Annotated in this window: 21 protein-coding genes; 18 read left to right on the top strand and 3 right to left on the bottom strand. The window is 43.8% G+C overall.

Annotated features, from left to right (window positions below; translation table 11 throughout):
* Positions 1-214: 214 nt before the first annotated feature.
* Positions 215-451, top strand: coding sequence for a GIY-YIG nuclease family protein (locus V8Q34_RS26585; protein WP_033141634.1), 237 nt, complete (start codon positions 215-217; stop codon positions 449-451).
* Positions 452-483: 32 nt separating this feature from the next.
* Positions 484-1,044 (top strand): hypothetical protein, encoded by a 561-nt coding sequence (locus V8Q34_RS26580; protein WP_033141635.1) that lies wholly within the window; start codon positions 484-486, stop codon positions 1,042-1,044.
* Between the two features lie 47 nt (positions 1,045-1,091).
* Here the strand turns inward: V8Q34_RS26580 and V8Q34_RS26575 are convergent, their stop codons facing one another.
* Positions 1,092-2,852, bottom strand: a complete 1,761-nt coding sequence (locus tag V8Q34_RS26575) for a cache domain-containing sensor histidine kinase (protein WP_033141636.1) — start codon at positions 2,850-2,852, stop codon at positions 1,092-1,094.
* Positions 2,853-2,875: 23 nt separating this feature from the next.
* Positions 2,876-4,432, bottom strand: a complete 1,557-nt coding sequence (locus tag V8Q34_RS26570; RefSeq protein ID WP_033141637.1) for a response regulator transcription factor — start codon at positions 4,430-4,432, stop codon at positions 2,876-2,878.
* Between the two features lie 309 nt (positions 4,433-4,741).
* On the opposite strand from V8Q34_RS26570, the gene V8Q34_RS26565 reads away from it, so the two are divergent.
* The 5 genes from V8Q34_RS26565 (at position 4,742) to V8Q34_RS26545 (ending at position 10,851) form a co-directional block, all read left to right on the top strand.
* Positions 4,742-6,088 carry an ABC transporter substrate-binding protein gene (locus tag V8Q34_RS26565; RefSeq protein WP_052099502.1) on the top strand — a complete coding sequence of 449 codons (1,347 nt, stop codon included), beginning with the start codon at positions 4,742-4,744 and terminating at the stop codon, positions 6,086-6,088.
* Positions 6,089-6,155: 67 nt separating this feature from the next.
* Positions 6,156-7,043, top strand: coding sequence for an ABC transporter permease subunit (locus tag V8Q34_RS26560; protein ID WP_033141638.1), 888 nt, complete (start codon positions 6,156-6,158; stop codon positions 7,041-7,043).
* A gap of 21 nt (positions 7,044-7,064) precedes the next feature.
* On the top strand, positions 7,065-7,886 hold the full coding sequence (locus V8Q34_RS26555) for a carbohydrate ABC transporter permease (protein ID WP_033141639.1): 822 nt from the start codon (positions 7,065-7,067) through the stop codon (positions 7,884-7,886).
* A gap of 14 nt (positions 7,887-7,900) precedes the next feature.
* A complete protein-coding gene (locus V8Q34_RS26550) occupies positions 7,901-10,054 on the top strand; it encodes a glycoside hydrolase family 3 C-terminal domain-containing protein (protein WP_335836607.1) in 2,154 nt (717 codons plus the stop codon).
* Positions 10,055-10,086: 32 nt separating this feature from the next.
* Positions 10,087-10,851: an SDR family oxidoreductase gene (locus V8Q34_RS26545; protein ID WP_335836606.1), complete on the top strand. Its 765-nt coding sequence runs from the start codon at positions 10,087-10,089 to the stop codon at positions 10,849-10,851.
* Positions 10,852-10,982: 131 nt separating this feature from the next.
* Here the strand turns inward: V8Q34_RS26545 and nagA are convergent, their stop codons facing one another.
* Positions 10,983-12,086: an N-acetylglucosamine-6-phosphate deacetylase gene (gene nagA, locus V8Q34_RS26540; RefSeq protein ID WP_033141641.1), complete on the bottom strand. Its 1,104-nt coding sequence runs from the start codon at positions 12,084-12,086 to the stop codon at positions 10,983-10,985.
* 351 nt (positions 12,087-12,437) lie between these two features.
* Between nagA and V8Q34_RS26535 the strand changes: the two genes are divergently transcribed.
* The 11 genes from V8Q34_RS26535 (at position 12,438) to V8Q34_RS26485 (ending at position 23,871) form a co-directional block, all read left to right on the top strand.
* Positions 12,438-13,136: an N-acetylmannosamine-6-phosphate 2-epimerase gene (locus V8Q34_RS26535; RefSeq protein WP_033141642.1), complete on the top strand. Its 699-nt coding sequence runs from the start codon at positions 12,438-12,440 to the stop codon at positions 13,134-13,136.
* A gap of 31 nt (positions 13,137-13,167) precedes the next feature.
* Positions 13,168-14,097: a dihydrodipicolinate synthase family protein gene (locus tag V8Q34_RS26530; protein WP_033141643.1), complete on the top strand. Its 930-nt coding sequence runs from the start codon at positions 13,168-13,170 to the stop codon at positions 14,095-14,097.
* A 61-nt stretch (positions 14,098-14,158) separates the two neighbouring features.
* Positions 14,159-15,682, top strand: a complete 1,524-nt coding sequence (locus V8Q34_RS26525; protein WP_033141644.1) for a sodium:solute symporter — start codon at positions 14,159-14,161, stop codon at positions 15,680-15,682.
* Between the two features lie 94 nt (positions 15,683-15,776).
* On the top strand, positions 15,777-16,229 hold the full coding sequence (locus V8Q34_RS26520) for a YhcH/YjgK/YiaL family protein (protein WP_335836605.1): 453 nt from the start codon (positions 15,777-15,779) through the stop codon (positions 16,227-16,229).
* A gap of 150 nt (positions 16,230-16,379) precedes the next feature.
* On the top strand, positions 16,380-17,267 hold the full coding sequence (locus V8Q34_RS26515) for an ROK family protein (RefSeq protein WP_033141646.1): 888 nt from the start codon (positions 16,380-16,382) through the stop codon (positions 17,265-17,267).
* Between the two features lie 44 nt (positions 17,268-17,311).
* A complete protein-coding gene (locus V8Q34_RS26510; protein WP_033141647.1) occupies positions 17,312-18,127 on the top strand; it encodes a MurR/RpiR family transcriptional regulator in 816 nt (271 codons plus the stop codon).
* 478 nt (positions 18,128-18,605) lie between these two features.
* On the top strand, positions 18,606-19,013 hold the full coding sequence (locus V8Q34_RS26505) for a Fur family transcriptional regulator (RefSeq protein ID WP_148391773.1): 408 nt from the start codon (positions 18,606-18,608) through the stop codon (positions 19,011-19,013).
* Positions 19,014-19,118: 105 nt separating this feature from the next.
* A complete protein-coding gene (locus V8Q34_RS26500) occupies positions 19,119-19,661 on the top strand; it encodes an NADH peroxidase (protein ID WP_033141649.1) in 543 nt (180 codons plus the stop codon).
* Positions 19,662-19,753: 92 nt separating this feature from the next.
* Positions 19,754-20,290 carry a rubrerythrin gene (rbr, locus tag V8Q34_RS26495; RefSeq protein ID WP_054351543.1) on the top strand — a complete coding sequence of 179 codons (537 nt, stop codon included), beginning with the start codon at positions 19,754-19,756 and terminating at the stop codon, positions 20,288-20,290.
* 170 nt (positions 20,291-20,460) lie between these two features.
* Positions 20,461-22,437, top strand: a complete 1,977-nt coding sequence (locus tag V8Q34_RS26490) for an oxidoreductase (protein WP_335836604.1) — start codon at positions 20,461-20,463, stop codon at positions 22,435-22,437.
* Positions 22,438-22,533: 96 nt separating this feature from the next.
* Complete coding sequence (locus tag V8Q34_RS26485) at positions 22,534-23,871, top strand: MATE family efflux transporter (protein ID WP_335836603.1); 1,338 nt, start codon at positions 22,534-22,536, stop codon at positions 23,869-23,871.
* The last annotated feature ends 310 nt before the right edge of the window (positions 23,872-24,181 follow it).

The raw sequence follows: 24,181 nt of genomic DNA, 5'->3' as shown, positions 1-24,181 counted from the left end.
GTATAATAAACTATGCGGAAAAGAAAATCCGCAGCCGATTATATTTCTACAGGGTTAATAAAAGAACAGTGTATCACTGTTCCTCTGCGGAATTATCCGAATTTCCGCAAATGGGAAAAATACTTTTTTTCATCGGCAGCTTTGAAATAGAGGTGCCGTATTTGCCATTGGCAGGTGCGGTGCCATTACATAGAAGGCAGGTCAGGAAATTATCATGAATTATACTTACATCCTGAAATGCGGCGACGGCACTCTGTATACCGGGTGGACCAATGACCTGGAGAGACGTATCAAATGCCACAACGCCGGAAAAGGGGCAAAATACACAAAGTCCAGACTTCCCGTTGAGCTGGCCTACTACGAGTCATTTGTGACGAAGGAGGAGGCCATGCGCAGAGAGTGGGAGATAAAACGGCTTTCGAGGAAGGACAAGCTCAAATTATTGGGATAGATAATAATAAACAGATACCAGGAGGATCGGGGATGGAAGAAAAACAGGACATTGTATATGTCAGAGGGGCAGTTATCTTTAATCAGATGGTAGGAGTTCTGGAGGTGGCAGGAGGTTTTGCCGGGGGATTTGTCTTTGGTGCAACTGCACTGTACAGTACCGGGGACGGACAGACGGAGCTGGATATTGTTATAATACTGTATATATTGGCTGCAATAGCAGCAGCAGCGTTTATAAACGGCATTCTGCGCTTTAAGCTGATCCATGAACTGAGGGAGTATATCCCTATTCTCTCCTCTGATCCGGAGGGTTCAGTAAAGAACCTGTCTTTCAGAACAGGAGTACCTGCGCCTGCGGTTGCGAAAAGATTGAGGAAGATGCTGAGAAAAGGCTACATAAAGGGCGCTTACTATGATGCCTCCTCCGGGAAATTTATTTTCCAGAACCGGAAGAACGTATACGGACAGGATATGAGCAGTATGGGAAATACTTCCATGATCACTGTGGAGTGCAGGAACTGCGGGGCTTTGAATAGAGTGAACAGGGGAAGTGTGAAAAAGTGTGATTTCTGCGGGGAAAAGGTGCAGGGATGACAAAAGAAGGAAGGCAGCGGAGAACCGCTGCCTTCTGTGCGTTTATTTTATAATTCCTGGTACGGAATCCGTATCCTGACGCAGGTCCTGATCCCATATTCGCTTGTAACACTAAGTCCATAGGACTCGCCATAATACATTTTAATACGCTGATGTACATTTTTCATGCCAAGGCCGCCATTCTTTCTTGTATCCTCAGGAGAGATAAAATCGAGGTCCAGGTTCTCGAGAGATAATTTTGAGAATCCTATACCGTTATCTATAATATCTATTATGACATCCTCCTGTTCACGGATGCCTTTTATTATGATTTTCCCATCTCCGGCCTTTTGTTCCAGACCATGGACAATAGAATTCTCTATGAGGGGCTGTATAAGAAGCTTTGGGATTTTTGCATGGTACAGGTCTGGGGGAATATCGATCCGGACATCAAGCTTGTCATTGTATCTGAATTTTTGTATGGTTAGATAGCAGTGGATATTCTCAAGCTCTTTTTCTATTGTAATAAATTCAGGACCGCTTATGTTACTTCTCATAAAATCACCCAGTGCTTTCACCATAATGACAATCTCTTTGTTGTCATTCATATAGGCAATCCATTTTATGGATTCCAGAGTGTTATAGATAAAATGCGGATTGATCTGCATCCGGAGGGAATTCAATTCTGTTTTCTGCAGCAGGAGCTGCTGTTGGTTGGTTGTTTGTATCAAATTCCGGACTTCTTTTACCATATCAATGAAATAATCATACAGAACCCCAATATCGTTTTGATAATAAGCGGGTTTGGATACATTAAAGTCACCCTTACCGACAGATTTCATCATCTGGCAGAGTTTGTCCAGAGGTAAAAATAATTGTCTGGTTATGGCAATGGAGATAAAGATTGCCACTATGATCATGGCAAGGGCTATTATGATAACACATCCCCTAAGCCATATGATCTCTTTTTCATAGGAAATATTGGGGATTGTGCTTACAAGTCTCCATTCTGAGCCGGGGATGATACAGGAGGTGAGCCATTCCTGGGAGTCATCTAATTTTTTGCTTACGGTAGCTTCGGTGAGCAGATGAAAAGAGGGATACATCTTACCTCTTTCTCCGGGCTGATTGCTGGACAGAATGGTGCCTTTGCCATCCACGATACAGAGGCTGCCGTCTTTAAAATATTCTTTTTGTTCCAGAATATCAGTCAAAAGTTTATCATCAAAGCGGACGAGGAAATAACCGATGATTTTCTGTACACCCAAATCATTGATCGTACGGCCGGCTATTATTGTGGGAGTATCTTCTTTATCCAGGGTTATCCAGCAGAGACTTCCCTGCTGGCTATAGAGTGTATCAAGAATGGGGGAGGCAGATGAAAATTCCGGATAAGGCTGGGATATCCAGGCGGATTGTCCGCTGCTTGTCATAATAGTCATTTCCTTTAGGGATTCATTGGCTACTGTCATATTGATCAGCTCTTTTTCCAGGATTTTCTTTTCGTATAAAAAACTGTCACCCCTGGCATGGTTCATTTTATTTATCTGGGACTGTACCGTCTCATTATAACAGATATAGGTTGTCAGGCTGTCTACTTCTTTTAACTTTGTATGTATGTTGGTACTGATTTCATTTAAAATATCAATGCAGTATTTGGAATTTTTTTTACTGATGATCTGTTCGGAAAGGGTATAACTGATTCCGGTTATGGCAAGCGTGGAAACCGTGATCAGCAGGATCAGCAGGGCTGCGACCAGATGCTGTACAGAGATTCGATAGATGCTGTCCCGGAATGATTTCAAACGTTTTGATATTTTACACTTCATAGGTATCTCCATCTAATTCCTGTTTAATCTGCAGGTTTTTTCTTCACTGTTTTCCTATATTCTCTTGGCGTCATTTTATAACGGTTTTTAAATACCTGCCCAAAGTATCTGAAATCACGGAACCCTGTCTGACAGGACACTTCACTGATAGACAAGTCCATATCACATAAAAGAGTACAGGCTTTTTCCAGACGGATATTTGTTAAGATCTGGCTGAAGGGAAGGCCATACTCCTTTTTTAATATACGTGCCAGATAGTCAGCATTTACATGGATTTCCAGTGCAGCTTTTGTTATATTGATATCTTCTGCGTAGTGTGTCTCTATAAAGGATAAACAGTCTTTTACAATATGGTGGTATGCTGTATCTGATGTGCCGTTCAGGTCATCAATACAGTGGGTGAGTATCTTCAGTGTCCCGCTAATGAGAGCGGACAGGGAACCGGCCTGATTAATGGATAAAAGCTGTTCCGCTGTCAGACCTGAAAATGCTTCATTTTTCTTTTGGGCAACTAAGCTGGAAGCGAGAAGACAGAGGTCGATCATAGTAAGACGGATTCTGGCAGCAGTATTCCATGTAGCTTTATAGAAGTCTGACAGTTCGTCCAGGGATTCCTGTATAAGGGTATAATTACGCTGTTCCAGCTGGGATAGGATTTTATGACAGATATTTTCACTGCTTTCCTGATTTAATATGCCGCAGACAGAGTTATAAGAGATAAATTCTGTCTCAGAATGCGAAAAGAATAAATCAGCGGATTCTGTGGCAGTCCTGTAGATATCTGTTAAATCCTGAAAGGATGACGCCGTTTTACCCATACCAATATAAATAGTACAGCCGTATTCCTGTAAAAGCTTTTCCTGCAGGGAACGAAGCCAGGATGCAGCATGTTCTTCTGCAGCGGCTCCGGGCTCACTGCTTTTTATTAAGATAATGATTTTATTATTTGCAGGATAAAAATAAACAAAAGAAAAACAGGAGTTATCCTGATTCTTAAAAAACAATTCAATTTTCCCGGCATCGGTGGAATTATATACTCCCTGAGCAGCCAGATATATACCATTGTTGAAAAATCCGGAAGATTTCAGTATCTGGAGTTCACTGCCGGTGATATTTTGATTTGTATAGATATGCAGAAGGGTATTCTGAAGTGTCTGTTTTTGAATTTCAGAAATAGTATCTGCATTGATTTGTTTATACTGATTTTCTTCCTCAATTTTTTGAGCCAGTCTGCCTATTATCTCCAGGACCTCATCAGGGTCACAGGGTTTTAAAATATAATCATAGACATGAAGAGATATGGCTTCCTTTGCGTAGTTAAAATTATTATGACCGGTTAAAAGTACGCTCTGGATTGAGGGGTCTAACAGATTGGCAGCACGGATCAATTCAAGTCCGTTGATATCCGGCATCTGTATGTCGGTAAAAAGTATCTGTACCTTTTTTTCTTTTATAAATTCTAATGCTTCCATACCGCTGGAGGCTGTACCAATCAGACAGACACCTGCTTTTTCCCACGGGATGAAGGAAAGACCTCTTCTCATTAATAATTCATCATCTACAATAAGCATATTTATCATGTGTTCACCTCTGCATTAAAGCGTAAAGTCTGGAAGATAATTACAAATCCAATGTATGTCTATTATATGATTAAAAATGACAAAAAACAACACCTGAAATAGTGAAAAAGCATAAAATAAACCGGTAAATAAAGGTAATTATAATATAAATGTAAGTAAAACTATGAGGTGGATAAAATTATAATGTCAAAATATACAGAAATACAAACATTTTGCTTCGAAATATGAATAGAAAGAACAATGCCTGTTTTATATAATATATTTAACAAATGGTACCAATGTTAAGAAAAAGATTTGGAGGAGAAGATTATGAAGAAAAAGGTGTTTACCATACTGATGTCTGCGGTTTTGGCATTTTCTTTGGGGGCATGCGGATCAGATGATCAAAAAGGTGAAGAGGGAAACGAAAAAACGGAAGCAAAGGAATCAAAGGAATCTGAAAGCAAACCGGTGGAGCTCAGTATCATGGCATGGGATGGGGGAACCGGTGAAGCAACAGAAGTTGTGCTCCATGATATCATTGATGATTTCAATAAGGAGCATGAAGGTAAGATCAAAGTTGTACCGGAATATCTGCCCAGTGAGCAGACAAAGACAAAGCTTCCGACTTTGATGGCTGCCAATAATGCACCTGATTTGTTCATGTCATGGTCAGCCGGCTATCTTGAACCGTATGTAAAGGCAGGAAAAGTATATTCACTCCAGGAGGCACTTGACAGCGACCCGGAATGGAAGAACCAGTTTCTGGAGAGTGTTATGGAACATGTCACATATGATGGGGAAATATATGCCATCCCAACAGTATTGTCCACACAGGTGGCTTACTATAACAAGGAAATCTACGATAAGTTTAATCTGCCCATTCCTAAGACGCATGAGGAATTTATAGAAGGGCTGAAGACGATACGTGATTCAGGTGAAGATATTATACCAATGGCTTTTGGGAACAGCACAGCCTGGCCTTCCGCGTCACACAGTGAGATATTGGCAAACAGAATAGGCGGTAATGAGCCTTTTGATAAGGTTCTGGACGGCAGCGGTAAATGGACAGACGAATCTTTTGTAAAGGCAGCATCCCTATTACAGGAAATGGCCGACGAAAAGCTGGTTCCGGATGGATATGCGGGTATGACCCCTGAGGAAGCAGTGGAGCAGTTTAAATCAGGTAAGGCAGCTTCTTTTATCTGGTCCAGTTATTGTATCAGTAATTTTGAGGCGGATGATTCTGCAGTAAAGGACAAGGTCGTACTTGCAAAATGTCCTACAGTGGAAGGCGGAAAAGGAGATGAAAATAACTGGCTTGGACAGGCTGACAGGTGCCTGGTTGTAAGTGAGCGCTGTGAGAATAAGGATGCGGCAGTTGAATTCATCAAATTTTATACACAGACAAAATATATGCAGAAGATGGCAGACGCAGGTACTCTTACAACCATCAATGCAGAGAAGCTGGATTTGAGTAACGTGGGCCCGATTGCCTCACAGATTATGAAACTGCACTCTGATATGACGGGATTGTTTGTATTCTATGATGTGGCACTTGGTTCCGTAGTGGGTAATGAATACAACAACACAGTACAGGGAATTATGGCTGGTAATGATCCACAGGAAGCGTTTGAGAATTTCCAGCAGTTCTTTGACGAGAATTATGAGAAATAAAATCTGTGCAGGAGGCTGTCATGTCAAAGCGGCAGGGCAGCCTCTTAGATAAAAAGGAGGGGGATTGATGGAAAAACTCAGAAAAAATAAAGGGACAATATGCCTCTTCATACTGCCGGCTCTGTTCTGCTACCTTATGATTGCAACATTTCCCCTGCTATGTTCAGCAGTTCTCAGTTTTGCGGACTGGGATGTGGCAGGCTTAAACGGCTTTATAGGATTTAAGAACTATATACAGCTTTTTACAACAGATAAAATATTCCAGGACGCAGTCATACATACATTGACAGCTACGGTATTGTGTCTGCTGATACAGGTTCCCTGTTCGATCTTACTGGCGTATATGCTTACAAAGATCAGAAGAGGGAGGAACTTTTTTAAAGTGGCTTTTTTTGTTCCGAATATGATCTCTACAGCGGCAATCGGCATTCTGTGGATTTTTATACTGCATCCTGAGTTCGGTCTTATCAATTCTATTCTCAGATTTGTGGGGCTGGATTCTTTTACACACGTCTGGCTGGGAGAGTCGGGAACAGCACTGGTATGCGTCATCATTGCTGCCAGCTGGCAGTATATTGGTTATCATATGATCATTTATCTCTGCGCCATGCAGAATATTTCTTCCTCTGTGCTGGAGTCAGCAGAAATTGACGGGGCTACATCCTGGCAGGCATTCTGTAAAATCACATTTCCATTGATCGTACCTATACTTAAAATCGATACGGTTCTGGTAGCTACAGGGTCTCTTAGAATATTCGATATTGTTTTTGTCATGACCGGAGGGGGACCAAATCATGCTTCAGAGGTTATCGCATCTCATATGTATACAAGATCCTTTAAGGGGATGCAGTTCGGATATGGAAGTGCGATGTCAGTAGTTCTGATGATAATGTGTGTGCTGGTAACCGTAATACTGAATGGAGTGTTTAAGCGTTCAGAGGAAAATATAGAATAGAGTTGGAGAGATGGTGAACGTATGAGAAAGGTGTCAAATGTTTTTAAATATGTGGTTCTGACAGGAGTTACCCTTATTTTTATATTTCCGCTGATTTGGGTGTTCTATAATTCATTCAAGACAAACAGTGAGCTGTTTGAGAATCCCTGGGCACTGCCGGGCAGTATTAATTTTGAAAATTATATATATGCATGGAAACAGGCGAATATCGGACAGTATTTTATGAATTCTATTATTGTATGCGTGTCAGCTCTTTTTCTATGCCTGTTGCTGAGTACAACAGCGGCATTTGCGCTTACCAGGCTGAAATGGAAATTGTCCAATACTGCCATGATGGTCTTTTTAGTTGGGATGATGATACCGATACATTCTACTTTGATTCCGCTTTTTTTAATGTTTTCAAAGGCGGGTATCATTAATTCACATTTGTCTTTGATCATTCCTTATACAACAAGCGGAATGCCTATAGCAATTTTTATCATGACTGGATTTTTAAAGAGCTTTCCAACGGAGATAGAAGAATCCGCAATCATAGACGGGGCGAGCATGAGAACCTTATTTCTGCGCATAACGATTCCCATAGCAAAGCCGTCCATCGCTACGGTTGCTATCTATACATTTGTTTCCATGTGGAATGAACTGAATTATGCCCTGGTATTCCTCAATGACCAGAGTAAAATGACACTTCCGATTGGACTGAATTCATTTAAGGGACAGTATTCCACAAATTATGTTGCCATGTTTGCGGCTGTGGCAATCACAGTTTTGCCGAGTATCATAATATTTTCTATTTTTAATAAGCAGGTGATAGAAGGAATGACTTCAGGAGCCGTGAAGGGATGAAAAGGAGGGAGAAAATGAATCCTTTATTTAATATGGATCTGCCTGTAGAAGAGCGGGCAGCAGAGACGATTAAGCAGATGACCCTGGAAGAGAAGGTTTCACAGCTTGTATATAAAAGCGCAGCTATTGAGCGTCTGGGTATTCCGGCGTATCATTGGTGGAATGAATGTCTGCATGGTGTGGCCCGGTGCGGTACTGCAACGGTGTTTCCTCAGGCCATTGGATTGGCGGCAATGTTTGATGCAGAGTTCCTGAAGAGGGTGGCAGAAGCGATTTCAGACGAGATAAGAGGAAAATATAACGCATATCAGAGTATTGGGGATAATTCTATTTACAAAGGCATCACGGAATATGCTCCTAATATTAATATTTTCAGGGACCCAAGGTGGGGAAGAGGACAGGAGACATACGGGGAAGATCCATTCCTTACGGCTGAACTTGGAATCGCATTTATACAGGGAATACAGGGAGAGGATGAAAAGTACCGCAAGGCGGATGCAAATGTAAAACATTATGTTGTGCACAGCGGGCCGGATGAACTGAGACATGAAATAGATGTAAAAATAGATGAGAAGCAGTTCAGGGAAACATATCTGTATGCATTTGCAAGATGTATCAGAGAGGCAGATGTGGCATGTGTGATGGGCGCATATAACAGGGTAAACGGGGCACCATGCTCAGGCAGTACATATCTGCTGAAGGATATATTGAGGGATGAGCTGGGATTTAAGGGATATGTAGTGTCAGACAGTTTTGCTATTGATGATTTTCATCTGCACCATAAGATAACTGCAACACCGGTTGAATCGGCTGCTATGGCATTTAATCATGGGTGTGACCAAAACGGGGGAACTACCTTTTTATTTTTGACAGAAGCTGTTGAGCAGGGGCTTGTAAAAGAGGAAGATATTGACATATCTGTTCAGCGGCTGTTGGAGGAGAGAATCCGTCTGGGAATGTTCGATTCTGCAGAGGCTGTTCCTTTTAATAAAATCAGTGATGATGTAGTGGACTGCGCAGAGTTTCGGAGGCTTGCCAAAGAGGCAGCGGAAAAATCTGCGGTTCTTCTAAAAAACAAAGAAAAGATACTTCCGTTGGAAAATAAATATAAAACAATTGCAGTCATTGGACCGAATGCTGATTCCAGAGATGTGTTATTGGGAAACTATTCAGGTACACCATCTAAGTATACAACATTGTTAAGAGGAATGCAGGAGGAGGCTGAAAAACGCGGGGTTGATATTATTTATGCCGAGGGATGTGATCTTTACAAAAAAGAGTACAGGACTCTGTGTGAGACGGATCTGATTCCGGAAGCGGTGCTTGCGGCAAGAAAAAGTGATATTTCGGTGCTTTGTCTTGGGCTGTCTCCTGTACTGGAAGGAGAAGAGGGGGAGGAAGGTGCTGTCCAGTGTGACAGGGAGCATCTTGGACTTCCGGGCAGACAGGCTGAATTAGTCAGGGCTGTTGCAGGGGAGGGAAAACCTGTGATTCTTGTTCTGTGCAATGGAAGTCCGCTCAGTATACCAAAAGAGGAGGCATTGGCAGATGCTGTGCTGGAAGTATGGTATCCCGGTGAGGAGGGCGGAAGCGCTGTTGCGGATATTTTGTTCGGAAATTATAATCCATCGGGCCGCCTGCCGGTAACCGTAGTAAAAAGTGCAGAGGATCTGCCGCCTTTTGAAAGTTATGACATGAAGGGCCGTACATACAGATTTTCGGAAAAGGAACCTATGTATCCATTTGGATATGGACTGAGCTACACAGAATTTTCATATAGACCGGTTGATATTCCGCAAAAGATTTCTGTGGGTCAGGATATTTATTTTGAAACGGTTGTCAAAAACACAGGTATGCGTTCCGGTGAAACTGTGGTGCAGGTCTATATACATGATGAAGATGCAAGTGTGGAAGTACCGAAGCGGCAGTTAGTATTCTTTAAAAGAGTTATGCTGGAAAGCGGCGAGGAAAAGAGTGTTCCGATCTGCATCAGGGCCAGAGATCTGGCAGTGATACGGCAGAATGGAACGTGTGTGCTGGAGCCAGGGGTATTTGATGTTTATATTGGAGGAAGTCAGCCGGATGAGGTCAGCAGAAGACTTACAGATGACAATATATGGGAAGGCAAGGTTGAGATGGCCGGGCAGGAAACGGAAATACCTTATTAAAAAAATATTGCATTCAGAGGGAGGTTTGTAAGGTGTATTTGGACGAAATATTCGGATTAAAGGGAAAAGTAGCTGTTGTGACAGGCGGAAGCCGGGGAATTGGCCAGGTTGTGGCAGAAGGGCTGGCCAGAGCAGGAGCAGAGGTTGTCATATTATCCAGAAGTCAGGCGGACGAGACGCTTCAGAAGATTTCTGACGCAGGAGGCTGCGGGTATTTTATCAAAACAGATGTCACTGTGGAGGAAAGTGTAACGCAGGCATTTCAGGTGATTATGGAGCGGTCCGGTTCCGTAGATATCGTTTTCAATAATGCCGGGGTCTGTCTGCACAAAGATACCCTGGAGGCAACTGTAGAAGAATTCAGACAGGTTGTGGATGTAAATCTCACAGGGGAATATATTGTTGCAAGGGCAGCAGGAAAAATCATGATAGAAAATGACATACACGGCAGCATTATAAATATGGCTTCTATGTCAGGCAGTATCGTGAATATCCCTCAGTGGCAGTGTTCCTATAATGCATCCAAGGCAGCGGTGATCCATATGACCCGTTCCCTGGCGGTGGAGTGGGCAGACCATCATATAAGGGTCAACAGCTTGAGTCCCGGTTATATAGCAACCCCCATGTCGGTTGACACGCCAAAAGAACTAAAGGATGCCTGGATGCCTCTGATTCCCATGCACAGAATGGGAAAACCTGAAGAGCTTGTCCCGGCTGTCTTATACCTGGCCGGTAATGCTTCCGGTTATACATCCGGCAGTGATGTGGTTGTGGATGGTGCATATACGTGTGTATAAATATATAGAAGCTAATAAAAAACTCCCGGTAAGCAGATTTTGCTTTTCGGGAGTTTTCTATGAAATCTTTTCGTAACTGTTCAGTCAGGTCTGCACATTTAATTCAACCGACTGAATCTTTATATCTGTTTTTATAATACTTTCTTCAAGTTGTAGTCATCATCCACCAGCAGAATATCCGCCTCTTTTCCGGGCGTAAGGGAACCAACCCTGTCATATACCCCAATGCTCTTAGCCGGGTTTCTTGTGGCAGCGAAGATGGCGTCTGCCTCGGGAATGCCGAATTCCATGGCAATCTTCATGCAGTCGAACAGGTTGGTGGCGGAGCCTGCAATGGTTCCGTTGGCCAGTGTTGCTTTCCTGTTGTTCATGGTGACTTCCTGTCCGCCAAGTTCGTATGTGCCGTTATCCATACCGGTTGCCATCATGGAATCACTGATAAGAATAACTCTTTCGCTGCCAAACATGCGGAAAGTATTTCTCACAACACTCGGATGGATATGAATACCATCGCAGATCAGCTCTACCATGCAGTTCTCAGCGTCTGCGGCAGCTCCTACAACACCCGGGTCGCGGTGGGCGAAGGGCGGCATGGCGTTGAACAGATGTGTTACGTGGTTCGCGCCTTTTTTCATTGCGGCCAGTGCGGTATCATAGCCGGCCATGGTGTGGCCGATGGATATTTTAACTTCATCTTTCAGTTCTTCTATAAATTCATCGGCGCCTTCCATATTCGGTGCAAGTGTCACAAGTTTTATGAGACGGCCGCTTTTTTCGTTGCATTCACGGAAAAATCCGATATCGGGTTTGCGGATATGCCGTTCCACATGCGCTCCTTTTTTATCCGGGTCAATGAACGGTCCCTCCATGTTGATTCCCACGATCCTTGCCTGGTCCTTGTCATCTCCGGCTTTTACAGCGGTAGCGAAGATATCCAGGAGCTGCTCCTTGGGCAGTGTCATGGAGGTGGGGCAGTAGGAAGTCACACCGTGGGATCTCTCATAGCGCAGGATCGTTTTAAGTCCCTCCACGTCCGCATCTGAGAAATCGTGTCCGAATGCTCCGTGACTGTGAACATCTACAGCGCCGGGAAGCACTTTCATGCCCTGGGCGTCAATCTCTGCAGTATCTGTCACTTCTTCTATAGAAGAGACGATTTTTCCGTTCTCTACATACAGATCTTTTTTTTCAAAGGTACCGTTTTCCTGAAATACGAATCCATTTTTAATAATCATCTGGTTTCACTCCTTTTCTGTTTTTACTCTATCACATGATACCTTCCCTGTCCTTGTATTTTTTTGCATTTCTTTGGGAAAATATGTGATGTTAGCCAATTTCCATGCTTCTATTATAATTCCCATTACAAGTTAATTCAATGTATGGAGGATAAACTGAAAGAACTTTCATAAAACGTCAATATCAATAAAAATTGAGGGTTTTATACCGCTGAAATTTGTGCAAGTTGATATTTGATATGAAAGGTTTTTCTGAATCGTAAAAAATATTGAAAAAAATTTCATAAATGCTATACTGAAATCAAAGCGAAGGCAGCAATTCAGAAGCCGAGATGCGGAAAGGAGAGAGTTATGAATCAGCGTTTAGAGAAGCTTAAGGGACATTTGATCGTATCCTGCCAGGCACTCCCTCATGAACCCCTGCATTCTTCTTTTATCATGGGAAGAATGGCCAGAGCAGCAAAAGAAGGCGGGGCCATGGGAATTCGTGCAAACACAAAGGAGGATATAGCAGAAATCCAGAAGAATGTGGATCTTCCTGTTATCGGAATCGTGAAACGGGACTATGATGACAGCAAAGTTTATATCACACCTACCATGAAGGAAGTTGATGAATTGATGGAGGTAAAGCCGGAGATCATTGCCATTGACGCCACAAAAGATCTGAGGCCGGGAAATGTTACTTTGGATGAATTTTATGCGGAGATCAGAAAGAAGTATCCTGAGCAGCTTCTGATGGCAGACTGCTCCACCGTGGAGGAAGCGCTTCACGCAGACGAGCTTGGATTTGACTTCATTGGTACGACACTGGTTGGCTACACAGAGCACAGCAAAGGTGACCGGATAGAGGAGAATGATTTTGAGATCATCCGCACAATTTTGAGCAAAGTAAAACATCATGTGATCGCAGAAGGCAACATAAACACACCGGAAAAGGCAAAACGTGTGATTGAACTGGGATGTTACAGCGTGGTAGTAGGTTCTATCATTACACGTCCCCAACTAATCACAAAATCCTTTACAGATGTGATGGCAACCCTGGAAAAGTAAATTTAAGAGGAAGATGAAAGGAGTCACAGCAATGAGTAAATTAGATAAGTACAGAGGAATTATCCCGGCATTTTATGCATGTTATGATGAGGAAGGCAATGTGAGCGGAGAGCGTGTACAGGCCCTCACACAGCATTTTATTGACAAAGGCGTAAAGGGTGTCTATGTCAACGGCTCTTCAGGAGAGTGTATCTACCAGAGCGTTGAAGAGAGAAAGCTTATCATTGAAAACGTTATGGCAGTTGCAAAGGGAAAACTGACAGTTATCAACCATGTGGCATGTAATAACACAAAGGACAGTGTGGAACTTGCAAAACACTCAGAGAGCGTTGGCGTTGATGCGATCGCGTCCATTCCTCCTATTTACTTCCGTCTGCCGGAATACTCCATTGCAGCTTACTGGAATGCGATCAGTGAAGCAGCACCAAACACAGATTTCGTTATCTATAATATTCCGCAGCTTGCAGGTACAGCTCTGACTATGAGCCTGTTTGCTGAGATGATGAAGAACCCGAGAGTTATTGCTGTAAAGAACTCTTCCATGCCTACACAGGATATCCAGATGTTCAAATCAGCAGGCCTGGCGGCAAAGGATGACTTTGTTGTATTCAACGGTCCGGATGAGCAGTTTGTTGCAGGACGCGCAATCGGTGCTGACGGCGGTATCGGCGGAACCTATGGCGTTATGCCGGAGCTGTTCCTGAAACTGAATGACCTGGTAGAAGCAGGAGAAAAGAAGAAAGCCTGCGAATTACAGTATGCTATCAATGAGATCATCTACAAAATGTGCTCAAGTCGTGCAAATATGTATGCGGTAGCAAAAGAAATCCTGCGCACAAACGACAACGTGAATATCGGTGGTGTCCGTGAGCCGCTGGAAAACCTTCAGGAAGCAGACAAAGCGATCGCGCATGAGGCTGCTGAGATGGTAAAAGCTGCGAAGGAAAGATACCTGGCATAACTATACGATATTAAAGGGAAAAGTAGAAATACAGAACGAAGAGATTAGAGGGAGGTAACAGATGCAAGGTTTTACTTATATTGATTTGGCTATTTTGATCGTTTACCTGGCAGCCGTTTTATTTGCCGGTCTTCATTTTGCTAAAAAGGAAATGAAGGGAAAAGAATACTTTAAGAGTGACGGAACTGTACCGTGGTGGGTTACATCCGTATCTATTTTCGCAACACTGCTGAGTCCTATTTCATTCCTGTCACTGGCAGGCAACTCATATGCGGGAACATGGATCATGTGGTTTGCACAGTTAGGTATGCTGCTGGCAATTCCGCTTACGATTAAATTTTTCCTGCCTATTTACAGCAAGCTGGATATTGATACGGCTTATCATTATCTGGAGCTGCGCTTTAACAGCAAAGGACTGCGTGTCCTGGGCGCGGTCATGTTCATCATTTATCAGGTTGGCCGTATGTCCATCATCATGTATCTGCCATGTATGGTATTATCCAGCCTTATGGGAATCAACGTAAATATCCTGATCATCATCATGGGTATCATAGCAATTATTTACTCCTACACAGGCGGTCTGAAATCCGTACTCTGGACAGACTTTATCCAGGGGTCCGTACTTCTGGTTGGTGTAACCTTTGGTTTGATCTTCCTGATCGCCCATCTGGACGGCGGTATCGGAGCTATCTTCCATGAAATGTCAGCAGGACATAAGTTCCTGGCAGTTGACCAGCCGATCTTCAATGCAAACATTTTAAAAGACAGTGTGTTCCTGATGATCGTAGGTGCCGGATTCAATACCATGGGCTCCTATGTATCCAGCCAGGATATTGTACAGCGTTTTACAACAACTACAGATACAAAGAAACTGAACAAGATGATGCTGACAAACGGTGGTCTGTCTATCTTCATTGCAACTGTATTCTACCTGATCGGTACCGGTTTATATGTATTCTATCAGGTACAGGGCAACCAGCTTCCTCCGGCAGCACAGCAGGACCAGATCTTCGCATCCTGGATCGCATTTGAGCTTCCTGTTGGTATTACCGGTCTGCTTCTGGCAGCTATCTATGCAGCAGCGCAGTCCACATTGTCCACCGGACTGAACTCCGTGGCATCAAGCTGGACTCTGGATATCCAGGCACGTCTCTCCAAAAAAGAGCTGAGCTTTGAGAAACAGACCAAGATCGGACAGTATGTATCCCTTCTGGTAGGTATTTTCTCTATCGTAGTTGCCATGGTTCTGGCTAACGGCGGTGTGAAATCCGCTTACGAATGGTTTAACGGATTCATGGGTCTGGTACTCGGTATCCTGATCGGTACATTCATTCTGGGCGCATTTACAAAAGTTGCAAATACAACCGGTGCAGTGTGCGCATTTATCGCTGCATCCGCAGTTATGGTTGGTATTAAATATGTGATTCCGGTAGTAGCTCCTGAAGTAACAATTTCTATCTGGTCCTACTCCATTATCTCTATCGTAGTATCCCTGGTTGTGGGTCTGCCGGCAAGTATTATTTCCAGAAAGGTAAAAGGAGATACTTCCGTACCTGCACAGTATACGACGATTTACAAAAACTGATTGTAACGTTTGTTCTGCGGTAACGATTCAGCGGGGTTTCATATTTACTCCGCTGAACAGTTACATTCTGCGGCGATCATAAGGAGGCAGTAATATGGTATTTGGTAATATCAGGGATTTAAAGGATTATTCCTGGCTGGAAGAGGAAGTGCTGAAATGCTTCAAATATGCGCAGGAGCATGACCTGATGGCATATGAGAAGGGCAGCCACGAAATTGACGGGGATGATTTGTTTGTGAATGTTGTGGAGTATGAGACAACAACGCCCAAAAATCGTTTCTGGGAGGCACACAGACAGTATCTGGATCTGCATTTTATGCTGAGAGGTCCGGAACAGATCGATGTAAATTTTATTGACAATATGGAGCAGAAAGAATTTGTGGAGAAAGATGATTTTCTTCCGCTGGAAGGTGAACCGAACAGCCATGTGGTCCTGACAGAAGGTGATTTTCTTCTCTGCTATCCGAAAGATGCCCACAGGACAGCAGTTGCCGTTGACGGTCCGGCTGTCATTAAGAAAGCTATATTTAAGATAAAAATCAAATAATCCATGATTCTTTAAAGACTGTGGGGCAGAACTCATGGTACAATATAGGGAACTGTAAAGGCCGCGGGGATGTGACATTACAGTTCCCTTTTGTCACGTTTTTATGCTGCAGGGAATGCGGCTGAGAGAATAATGATAAGGAGCATGCATATGAAGCAATATATTTGTATAGATATTGGCGGTACTTCTATAAAGTATGGTATAATACAGGAAGATGCGGCATTTCTTGTGACTGGCGAGATGCCGACAGAGGCTATGCAGTATGGCGGACCGGGAATTATGAAAAAGGCAGTGAAGATTATTGAAGATTATCTGGTGGATTACAGTCCTGCAGGAATCTGTATCTCCACAGCCGGCATGGTGGACTGCGAAGAGGGCAGAATTACACATTCCGCCCCGCTGATTCCGGAATATACGGGAACAGAGATCAAAAAGACACTGGAAGAAAAGTTCCATCTCCCCTGTGAAGTGGAAAATGATGTGAACTGCGCCGGGCTTGCGGAAAATTTTGCAGGCGCTTCCAGGGGCAGTAAGATCAGCCTGTGCCTTACCATCGGAACAGGGATCGGCGGTGCGATTGTGATGGATGACCAGGTATTCCACGGATTTTCCGGCAGCGGATGTGAGATTGGATATATGCACCTTCCCGGAGGTGAGTTCCAGGATATGGGCGCAAGCAGCATCCTGGTGAAAAAGACGGCGGAATACAAGAATCTGAACCCTGACAGCATTGACGGCAGGTATGTGTTTGAACATGCGAAACAGGGGGATGCAGACTGTATCCGTGCCATTGATGAGATGGTGGATGTGCTGGGGATGGGTATTGCAAATATCTGTTATGTTATCAACCCTGAGGTTGTGGTTCTGGGTGGCGGAATCATGGCCCAGAAGGAATATCTGTATGACAGGATAAGAAACAGCCTGGATAAGTATTTGATACCGTCAGTGGCGTCTCATACCAGACTGGCATTTGCGGAAAATAAAAATCAGGCCGGAATGCTCGGGGCATTTTATCATTTCCGCGGAAGACATTCTTAGACAGGTCAGCCTGCCGCATGGACAGATAGAATGGAGGTGCTCGTATGGAGCAGTATGAAAAAAACATCATTCCTCATATAGAATCAATTTATAACAGCTTTACACCTCTGGAGAAGACAATCGCTGATTTTTTTATCAACAACACAGAGAAGATAGATTTGTCATCCAAGAGTGTATCAAGCCGTCTGTACGTGTCGGAGGCGTCCCTGTCCCGGTTTGCAAAGAAATGTGGCTATAAAGGATATCGGGAATTTTTGTTCTGTTATGAACAGGGTACTGTGCGGAATTATCCCGTGAGTAATGACCAGACAAAAATGGTACTGAACACTTACCAGGAGCTTTTGAACAAGAGTTATTCCCTGGTAAATGAAGAACAGATGAAGCGTATTGTCAATGTATTATCCGAAAAGAAACGGGTATATGTATATGGTAAGGGAAGTTCCGGTCTGGTGGGAACGGAAATGAAAATACGTTTTATGCGTATCGGTGTCAATGTGGAGGCAGTGACGGATACACATATTATGAAGATCAACTCCGTACTGCTGGATGAGGAATGCGCGGTCATTGGAATCAGCGTCAGCGGCAGAACAGAAGAGGTAATGACCTCTCTGAAGGCAGCTAAAGAAAGAGGCGCGACCACGATTCTCATGACGTCAAGGAAAGATAAGACGTTTTTGGGTTACTGCGATGAGATTCTGCTGTTTGCCGTGAAGGAGAACCTGGAAAAAGGAAAGGCCATTTCCCCACAGTTTCCCATTTTGGTTATGGTGGATATACTGTTCTCACATATACTGGAGTCTGATAAGTTCAGGAGGGAAGCGATACATGAGTATACGCTGAACGCACTGGATGCCAGATGATGGGATAGGCGAATGGTTAATTCGGTAGTGTTTAACAAAATCTTTTTGGTATTGAATGAGAGAATTTGGTAATGATGCTGATGCAAAGTGTTTTGTTGCAAATAGTATTGACATTTCTTAAAAAATAGAATATGATTGAGATGAATAAAATATGTAGTCCAAGAAATGCACAAAAGAACCCCCACGGAGTGTCGGTCCGTAGGGGTTCGCTTTGGTTAGCTGTCTTTTTTATTTCGCTCCAACTATTTAGTCCATCCATGCACCTCCTTCCTGCTGGAAAGGGTCGACAGCATATTCATTATAGGACATATAATAGGCAATATCAGCATAAAAAGTACACAAAAATAATATTCAGAAGTATTCTACAAAAACCGGCTTTTATTACAGCCGGAATTTTTATAAATTTATTCTTGACAAAAATAGTTAAGTATTGTATAGTTATATCAGTAACAATTATTGTTATTGAAAGGAGGGTGCGATGGCAACATTGAAGTACAGCCGTCAGCGGGAATCCATCCGTGAGTTCGTGATGAACAGCAGGGAGCATCCTACGGCCGATACTGTATATGCAGGGATCAAAGCCGAGTTTCCGAATATCAGTCTCGGAACGGTATACCGAAATCTGTCTCTGTTGGTTGACCTGGGTGAGATCGCCAAGATCACAACAGGGGACGGACCGGACAGATTCGACTGTAATACAAAACCTCATAGTCATTTTATATGCACCCAGTGTCACAACATCACAGACATAGAGGCAAGCGAATTTGACTGTATGAAGGAAAAAGTGGCCGAGGGTTTTGACGGAAAAATAACAGGTCATATGACTACTTTTTACGGAATTTGTAAAGAATGTCTGGAAGCAAAAAAAATTAAAAAAACTAGTTGACAAAAATTGTCAAGTATGTTACATTAAAACAGTAATCATTACTGTTATCAAAAAGAGAAACCATTAAATAACAAAATATTATAATCAAAAAGGAGAATGAGTATTATGAAAAAATTTGTATGTAGTGTATGTGGATATGTTTATGAAGGCGATGCAGCTCCGGAAAAATGTCCGGTATGTGGCGTAGGTGCTGATAAATTTACAGAGCAGGCAGGCGAGATGAGCTGGGCAGCAGAGCACGTTGTAGGTGTAGCTCAGGGTGTAAGCGAAGACATCATTGCTGATTTAAGAGCTAACTTTGAAGGCGAGTGCTCAGAGGTTGGTATGTACCTGGCTATGGCAAGAGTTGCTCATAGAGAAGGATATCCGGAAATCGGTTTATACTGGGAAAAAGCTGCTTACGAAGAAGCAGAGCATGCTGCTAAATTCGCAGAGTTATTAGGTGAAGTTGTAACAGACAGCACAAAGAAAAACCTGGAAATGCGTGTTGCTGCAGAGAATGGTGCAACAGCAGGTAAGTTTGATCTGGCAAAACGTGCGAAAGCTGCTAACCTGGATGCTATCCATGATACAGTACATGAGATGGCCAGAGACGAAGCTCGTCACGGAAAAGCATTTGAAGGTCTGTTAAAGAGATACTTCGGTTAATTCAAATATTATTTTGCAGAGCCGGCAGACGTCCGGTTCTGCAAAAAAAATAAACAGTCGCTTGTTTGCAGAATTTTATGGAGGGTTTTAATATGTCAAAGTACGCAGGAACAAAAACAGAGAAAAACTTATGGGACGCATTTGCCGGTGAATCACAGGCAAGAAATAAATATACATATTACGCATCTGCAGCAAAAAAAGCCGGTTATGAGCAGTTAGCTGCTTTATATCTGGAGACAGCAGACCAGGAAAAAGAACACGCAAAGATGTGGTTCAAAGAGATTCATGGTATCCATGATATTGCCCAGAACCTGGAAGATGCAGCAGCAGGTGAAAACTTTGAATGGACAGATATGTATGCACGTATGGCTCAGGAAGCCAGAGAAGAAGGATTTGAAGATCTGGCAGAGAAATTTGAGGGCGTTGCAAAAGTGGAAGCTGCGCACGAGAGACGTTACAAAAAACTTCTTGAAAGCTATAAGGCAGACAAGACATTCAAGGGAGATGCTCCTTTAGGATGGAAGTGCAGAAACTGCGGTTACGTACATGAAGCAGAGGAGGCTCCGGAAATCTGTCCGGTATGCGCTCATCCTAAGGCATACTTTGAAAGAAAAGTTGAAAATTATTAATCCTCACTTAATGAATTCATATTGCTATAGCGGGAGGCCTGTATGGGCCTCTTGTTTTTTGTATGAAGAAATATTACTCTTTATTGTTATTGGAAGCCCTCTGGTGTAAGATGGAGATATAACATTCTGCTTTGCTGTACAAAGCAGACCGAGTAAAAGGAGAAGGAATTATGAAGCATTATCCACATTTATTCAGCCCCGTGAAAATAGGGCCGCTGACATTAAAAAACAGAATATGTGTATCTCCGATGACGATCACAGGCAGAGGAGAGGAAAAGGGGTATTTTGCACAGGACAACATTGATTTTTATACCACATTGGCAAGAGGCGGTGCGGCTCTCCTTACCATTGGGGAGACAGGGGTTCATTCGCGTACGGATGCATGTCATCCGCGAATGGCTCATCTGGATGACCCCGGCCTGCTTCCATCCCTGACAAGGCTGGTTGACAGTGTGCATCAGTATGACACCTTTGTATCCATAGAGCTTGTACATTCCGGAAGAAGAGCACATCCGGCCTATCTGCCTGAAGACGGGGAAGTATGGGGGCCTTCACCCTCTGTCAACCATTATGGCGCAGAGGTAAAAGAGATGACAGAGGATATGATGAATGAAATTGCGGACGCCTACGCAGAGGCAGCTTTCATGGCAAAATTCGCAGGTGTCGATATGGTAATGGTACACGGGGGACACGGCTGGCTCCTTGACCAATTCCTTTCTCCGCTTAATAATAAGAGGACAGACAAATACGGCGGAAGCCTGGAAAACCGTGCCCGTTTTCCCATTATGGTTCTGGACAGGGTGAGGGAGCGGTGCGGAAGGAATTTTCCGATAGAATACCGTATTTCTGGTTCAGAGCTGATCGAAGGGGGACTGGAGGAGGAGGAAATGGCTGTCTTTGCTCATATGATCGAGGATAAGGTGGATTCCTTCCATGTATCAGTGGGAAGCTTTCATGATCCCGCTACTATGGTACGCATGTTCCCCGGCCCGTTTTTCCAAAATGGTGTGAATATACCGTATGCGGCAGCTATAAAAAAAGCAGTCAGTGTTCCGGTCACCGGTATTGGCGGATTGTCAGATCCTGAGTATATGGAAAAACTGCTGGAGGAGGGACAGGTGGATATGGTTGCCATGGGACGCCAGATGATAGCAGATCCATTCCTTCCTAAAAAGGCAATGAAGGGGAAAAGCTGTGAAATAGCCCATTGTATCCGCTGTATGCGCTGCAACAGCGGGGCACTTATACCTTATGTACCCTATCCGAATGGAGTGGTCTACTGTTCTGTAAATCCTGTCATGGGAAGGCTTCGTGAGATTGCCAGGGAAAATTCTTTCGAAAATGAAAAGAAAAAAATATTGATAGCAGGCGGGGGACCGGCAGGAATGCAGGCGGCACTTGGCGGACTGGAAAGGGGCCACAGTGTTGTCTTATGTGAGTCCAGTGATTCCCTTGGGAAGACCCTCAGCTATTCCGAACATATTGAATTCAAGCATGATATCCGCATGTTCAGGGATTCCCTTATCAGCCGCGTACAGAACAGTCAGGCTGAGATCCGTATGAACACGGCAGTGACACCTGAACTTATCCGGGAGTTGGAGCCTGACCTGGTTATAAGTGCTGTGGGCGGTGACCCATTCATTCCGCCGATTGAGGGTATTGATCATGGAAATGTTATATTTGCCGCATCCATGCATAAGCTGGGAGCTGTTCCGGGAAATAATACGGTTATTATCGGCGGGGGACTTATGGGATGTGAGGAGGCTATCGCCCTTGCACAGGATGGAAAGAATGTGACTATTGTGGAGATGACGGATGTTATCGCAGGGGAAGCTGATGGCGGGCTGAAACAGATGATTGATGAAAAGATAGCACTTTACAGGATACCTGTCCTGACGGGACACTCCTGTGTGAGGATCACAGACGAAGGGGCAGCAGTAAAAAATAAAGACGGGGAGGAAACCATGCTCAAAGCAGATACTGTCCTCATTGCAGCAGGTGTGCGTCCAAAGGATATGGAGACAAACAGGCTGCGGGAAACCTGCTATGACCTGGGAATAGAGTTTATAGCAGTGGGAGACTGCAGAAAGACAGGAAGGATTCGGGAGGCTACATCCAGCGGTTATTTTGCAGGAAGAAACGCATAGAGAGAAAAAATCATATTCAGTAATGCAGGTATTTCTTCTTAGTGGTAGAATAGATAAGAATGTGCAGAAAGTTAACAAAGAAAGGAAGAGATACTTATGATAACTGATATGACACAGGGAAAGCCGTTTCGGGTCCTGTGGCGCTTCACTATACCTATGCTGGTCAGTGTTATGTTTCAGCAGTTTTATAATATTGTGGACAGTATTGTGGCCGGGAAGTTTGTAGGTGTGGATGCCCTGGCTGCGGTGGGGGCATCCTACCCTGTAACCATGATATTCATGGCAGTTGCCACAGGGCTTAACATAGGGTGTTCCGTGGTGATCTCGCTGTATTTCGGGGCGAAGGAGTACGGTAGGATGAAGTGCTGCGTCAGCACCTCCCTCATATCTACGGTAGGGATTGCCGTGGTTCTGTCCGCATTGGGATTTCTGTTCAGCCGACCTTTAATGCGGCTGATGAATACGCCGGAGAATATATTTTCTGATTCAGCGCTTTATCTGAATATTTATATAGGGGGGCTTGTTTTTCTGTTTCTCTACAATATTTGCACCGGAGTATTTATCGCGCTGGGGGATTCCAGGACTCCTCTGTATTTCCTGATCGCTTCCTCTGTGGGAAATATTGTGCTGGACCTGGTGTTTGTCATTGTCTTTCACATGGGCGTTGCCGGTGTGGCCTGGGCTACATTTCTTGCGCAGGGTATTTCTTCCCTGCTGGCCTTTGTGACGCTGATAAAACGACTGAAAGGAATAGAAACACCAGAGGGTTATGCAAAATTTTCATGGAGAATGGCCGTGAAGATAAGCAGGGTGGCAGTGCCAAGTATTCTGCAGCAAAGCTTTATATCCGTGGGAAATCTGTTCGTACAGGGCCTGATCAACAGCTATGGCTCCGCAGTGGTTGCAGGATATTCTGCGGGTATGAAGGTAAATACCTTTGCCATCACCTGTTTTACAACACTGGGAAACGGCCTGTCCAGCTTTACGGCACAGAATACAGGGGCAGGGAAAACAGAGCGTATCAGCCAGGGGTTCCGGGCCGGCGTGAAGCTGGTGCTGTGTGTGGCGGTACCTGCGTTTCTTCTGTTCTTTATTTTCGGCCCGTCTGTCATCCGGCTCTTTATGAGTAAAGGAGGCGAAGCGGCAGCACAGGTTGGTGTGGAGTTTCTGCGGATCGTATCACCTTTTTACATGATTATCTCTTTCAAACTCATAGCGGACGGCGTTCTCAGAGGTTCCGGAAGTATGAAGGCGTTTATGATCTCCACCTTTACAGACCTGGTTTTAAGGGTAGTTCTGGCATTCGTGTTATCAGTGCCCTTTGGCGCCGCAGGTATCTGGATGTCCTGGCCGGCCGGATGGGTGATCGGTACGGGGATTTCCCTGTTTTTCTATTTCACAGGTGTGTGGAAAAAGAAGAGCGGCATTGTATAATATGTAATATATGTTTTGACTGTTATTGGACAGAGGTCCGGTAATTTCCCGCAATCGGGGGATTACCGGGCTTCTTTTTGTGCAAAAAAGTGCACAAATTGTACCAGAACTTTTTGTGAATTAATTGTAATTGACAAAATGGAAGTACTTGGGTAATATAATATTAAACATAATTTATAAATGATGTTTAAAAATTGAAAAAGGAGAAAAAACTATGGCAAAAAAAATGTTTACAACAATCTACGGACGTAACCTGGTCGGAGAACTGAAGAACATTGTACAGAGACCTTACCTGGTAGTGACAATGGAA

Source organism: Blautia sp. JLR.GB0024 (assembly GCF_037000545.1).
Lineage (GTDB): Bacteria > Bacillota > Clostridia > Lachnospirales > Lachnospiraceae > Blautia > Blautia celeris.
The sequence above is the reverse complement of the archived record's forward strand: the minus strand, read 5'-3'. Positions and strand labels throughout refer to the sequence as shown.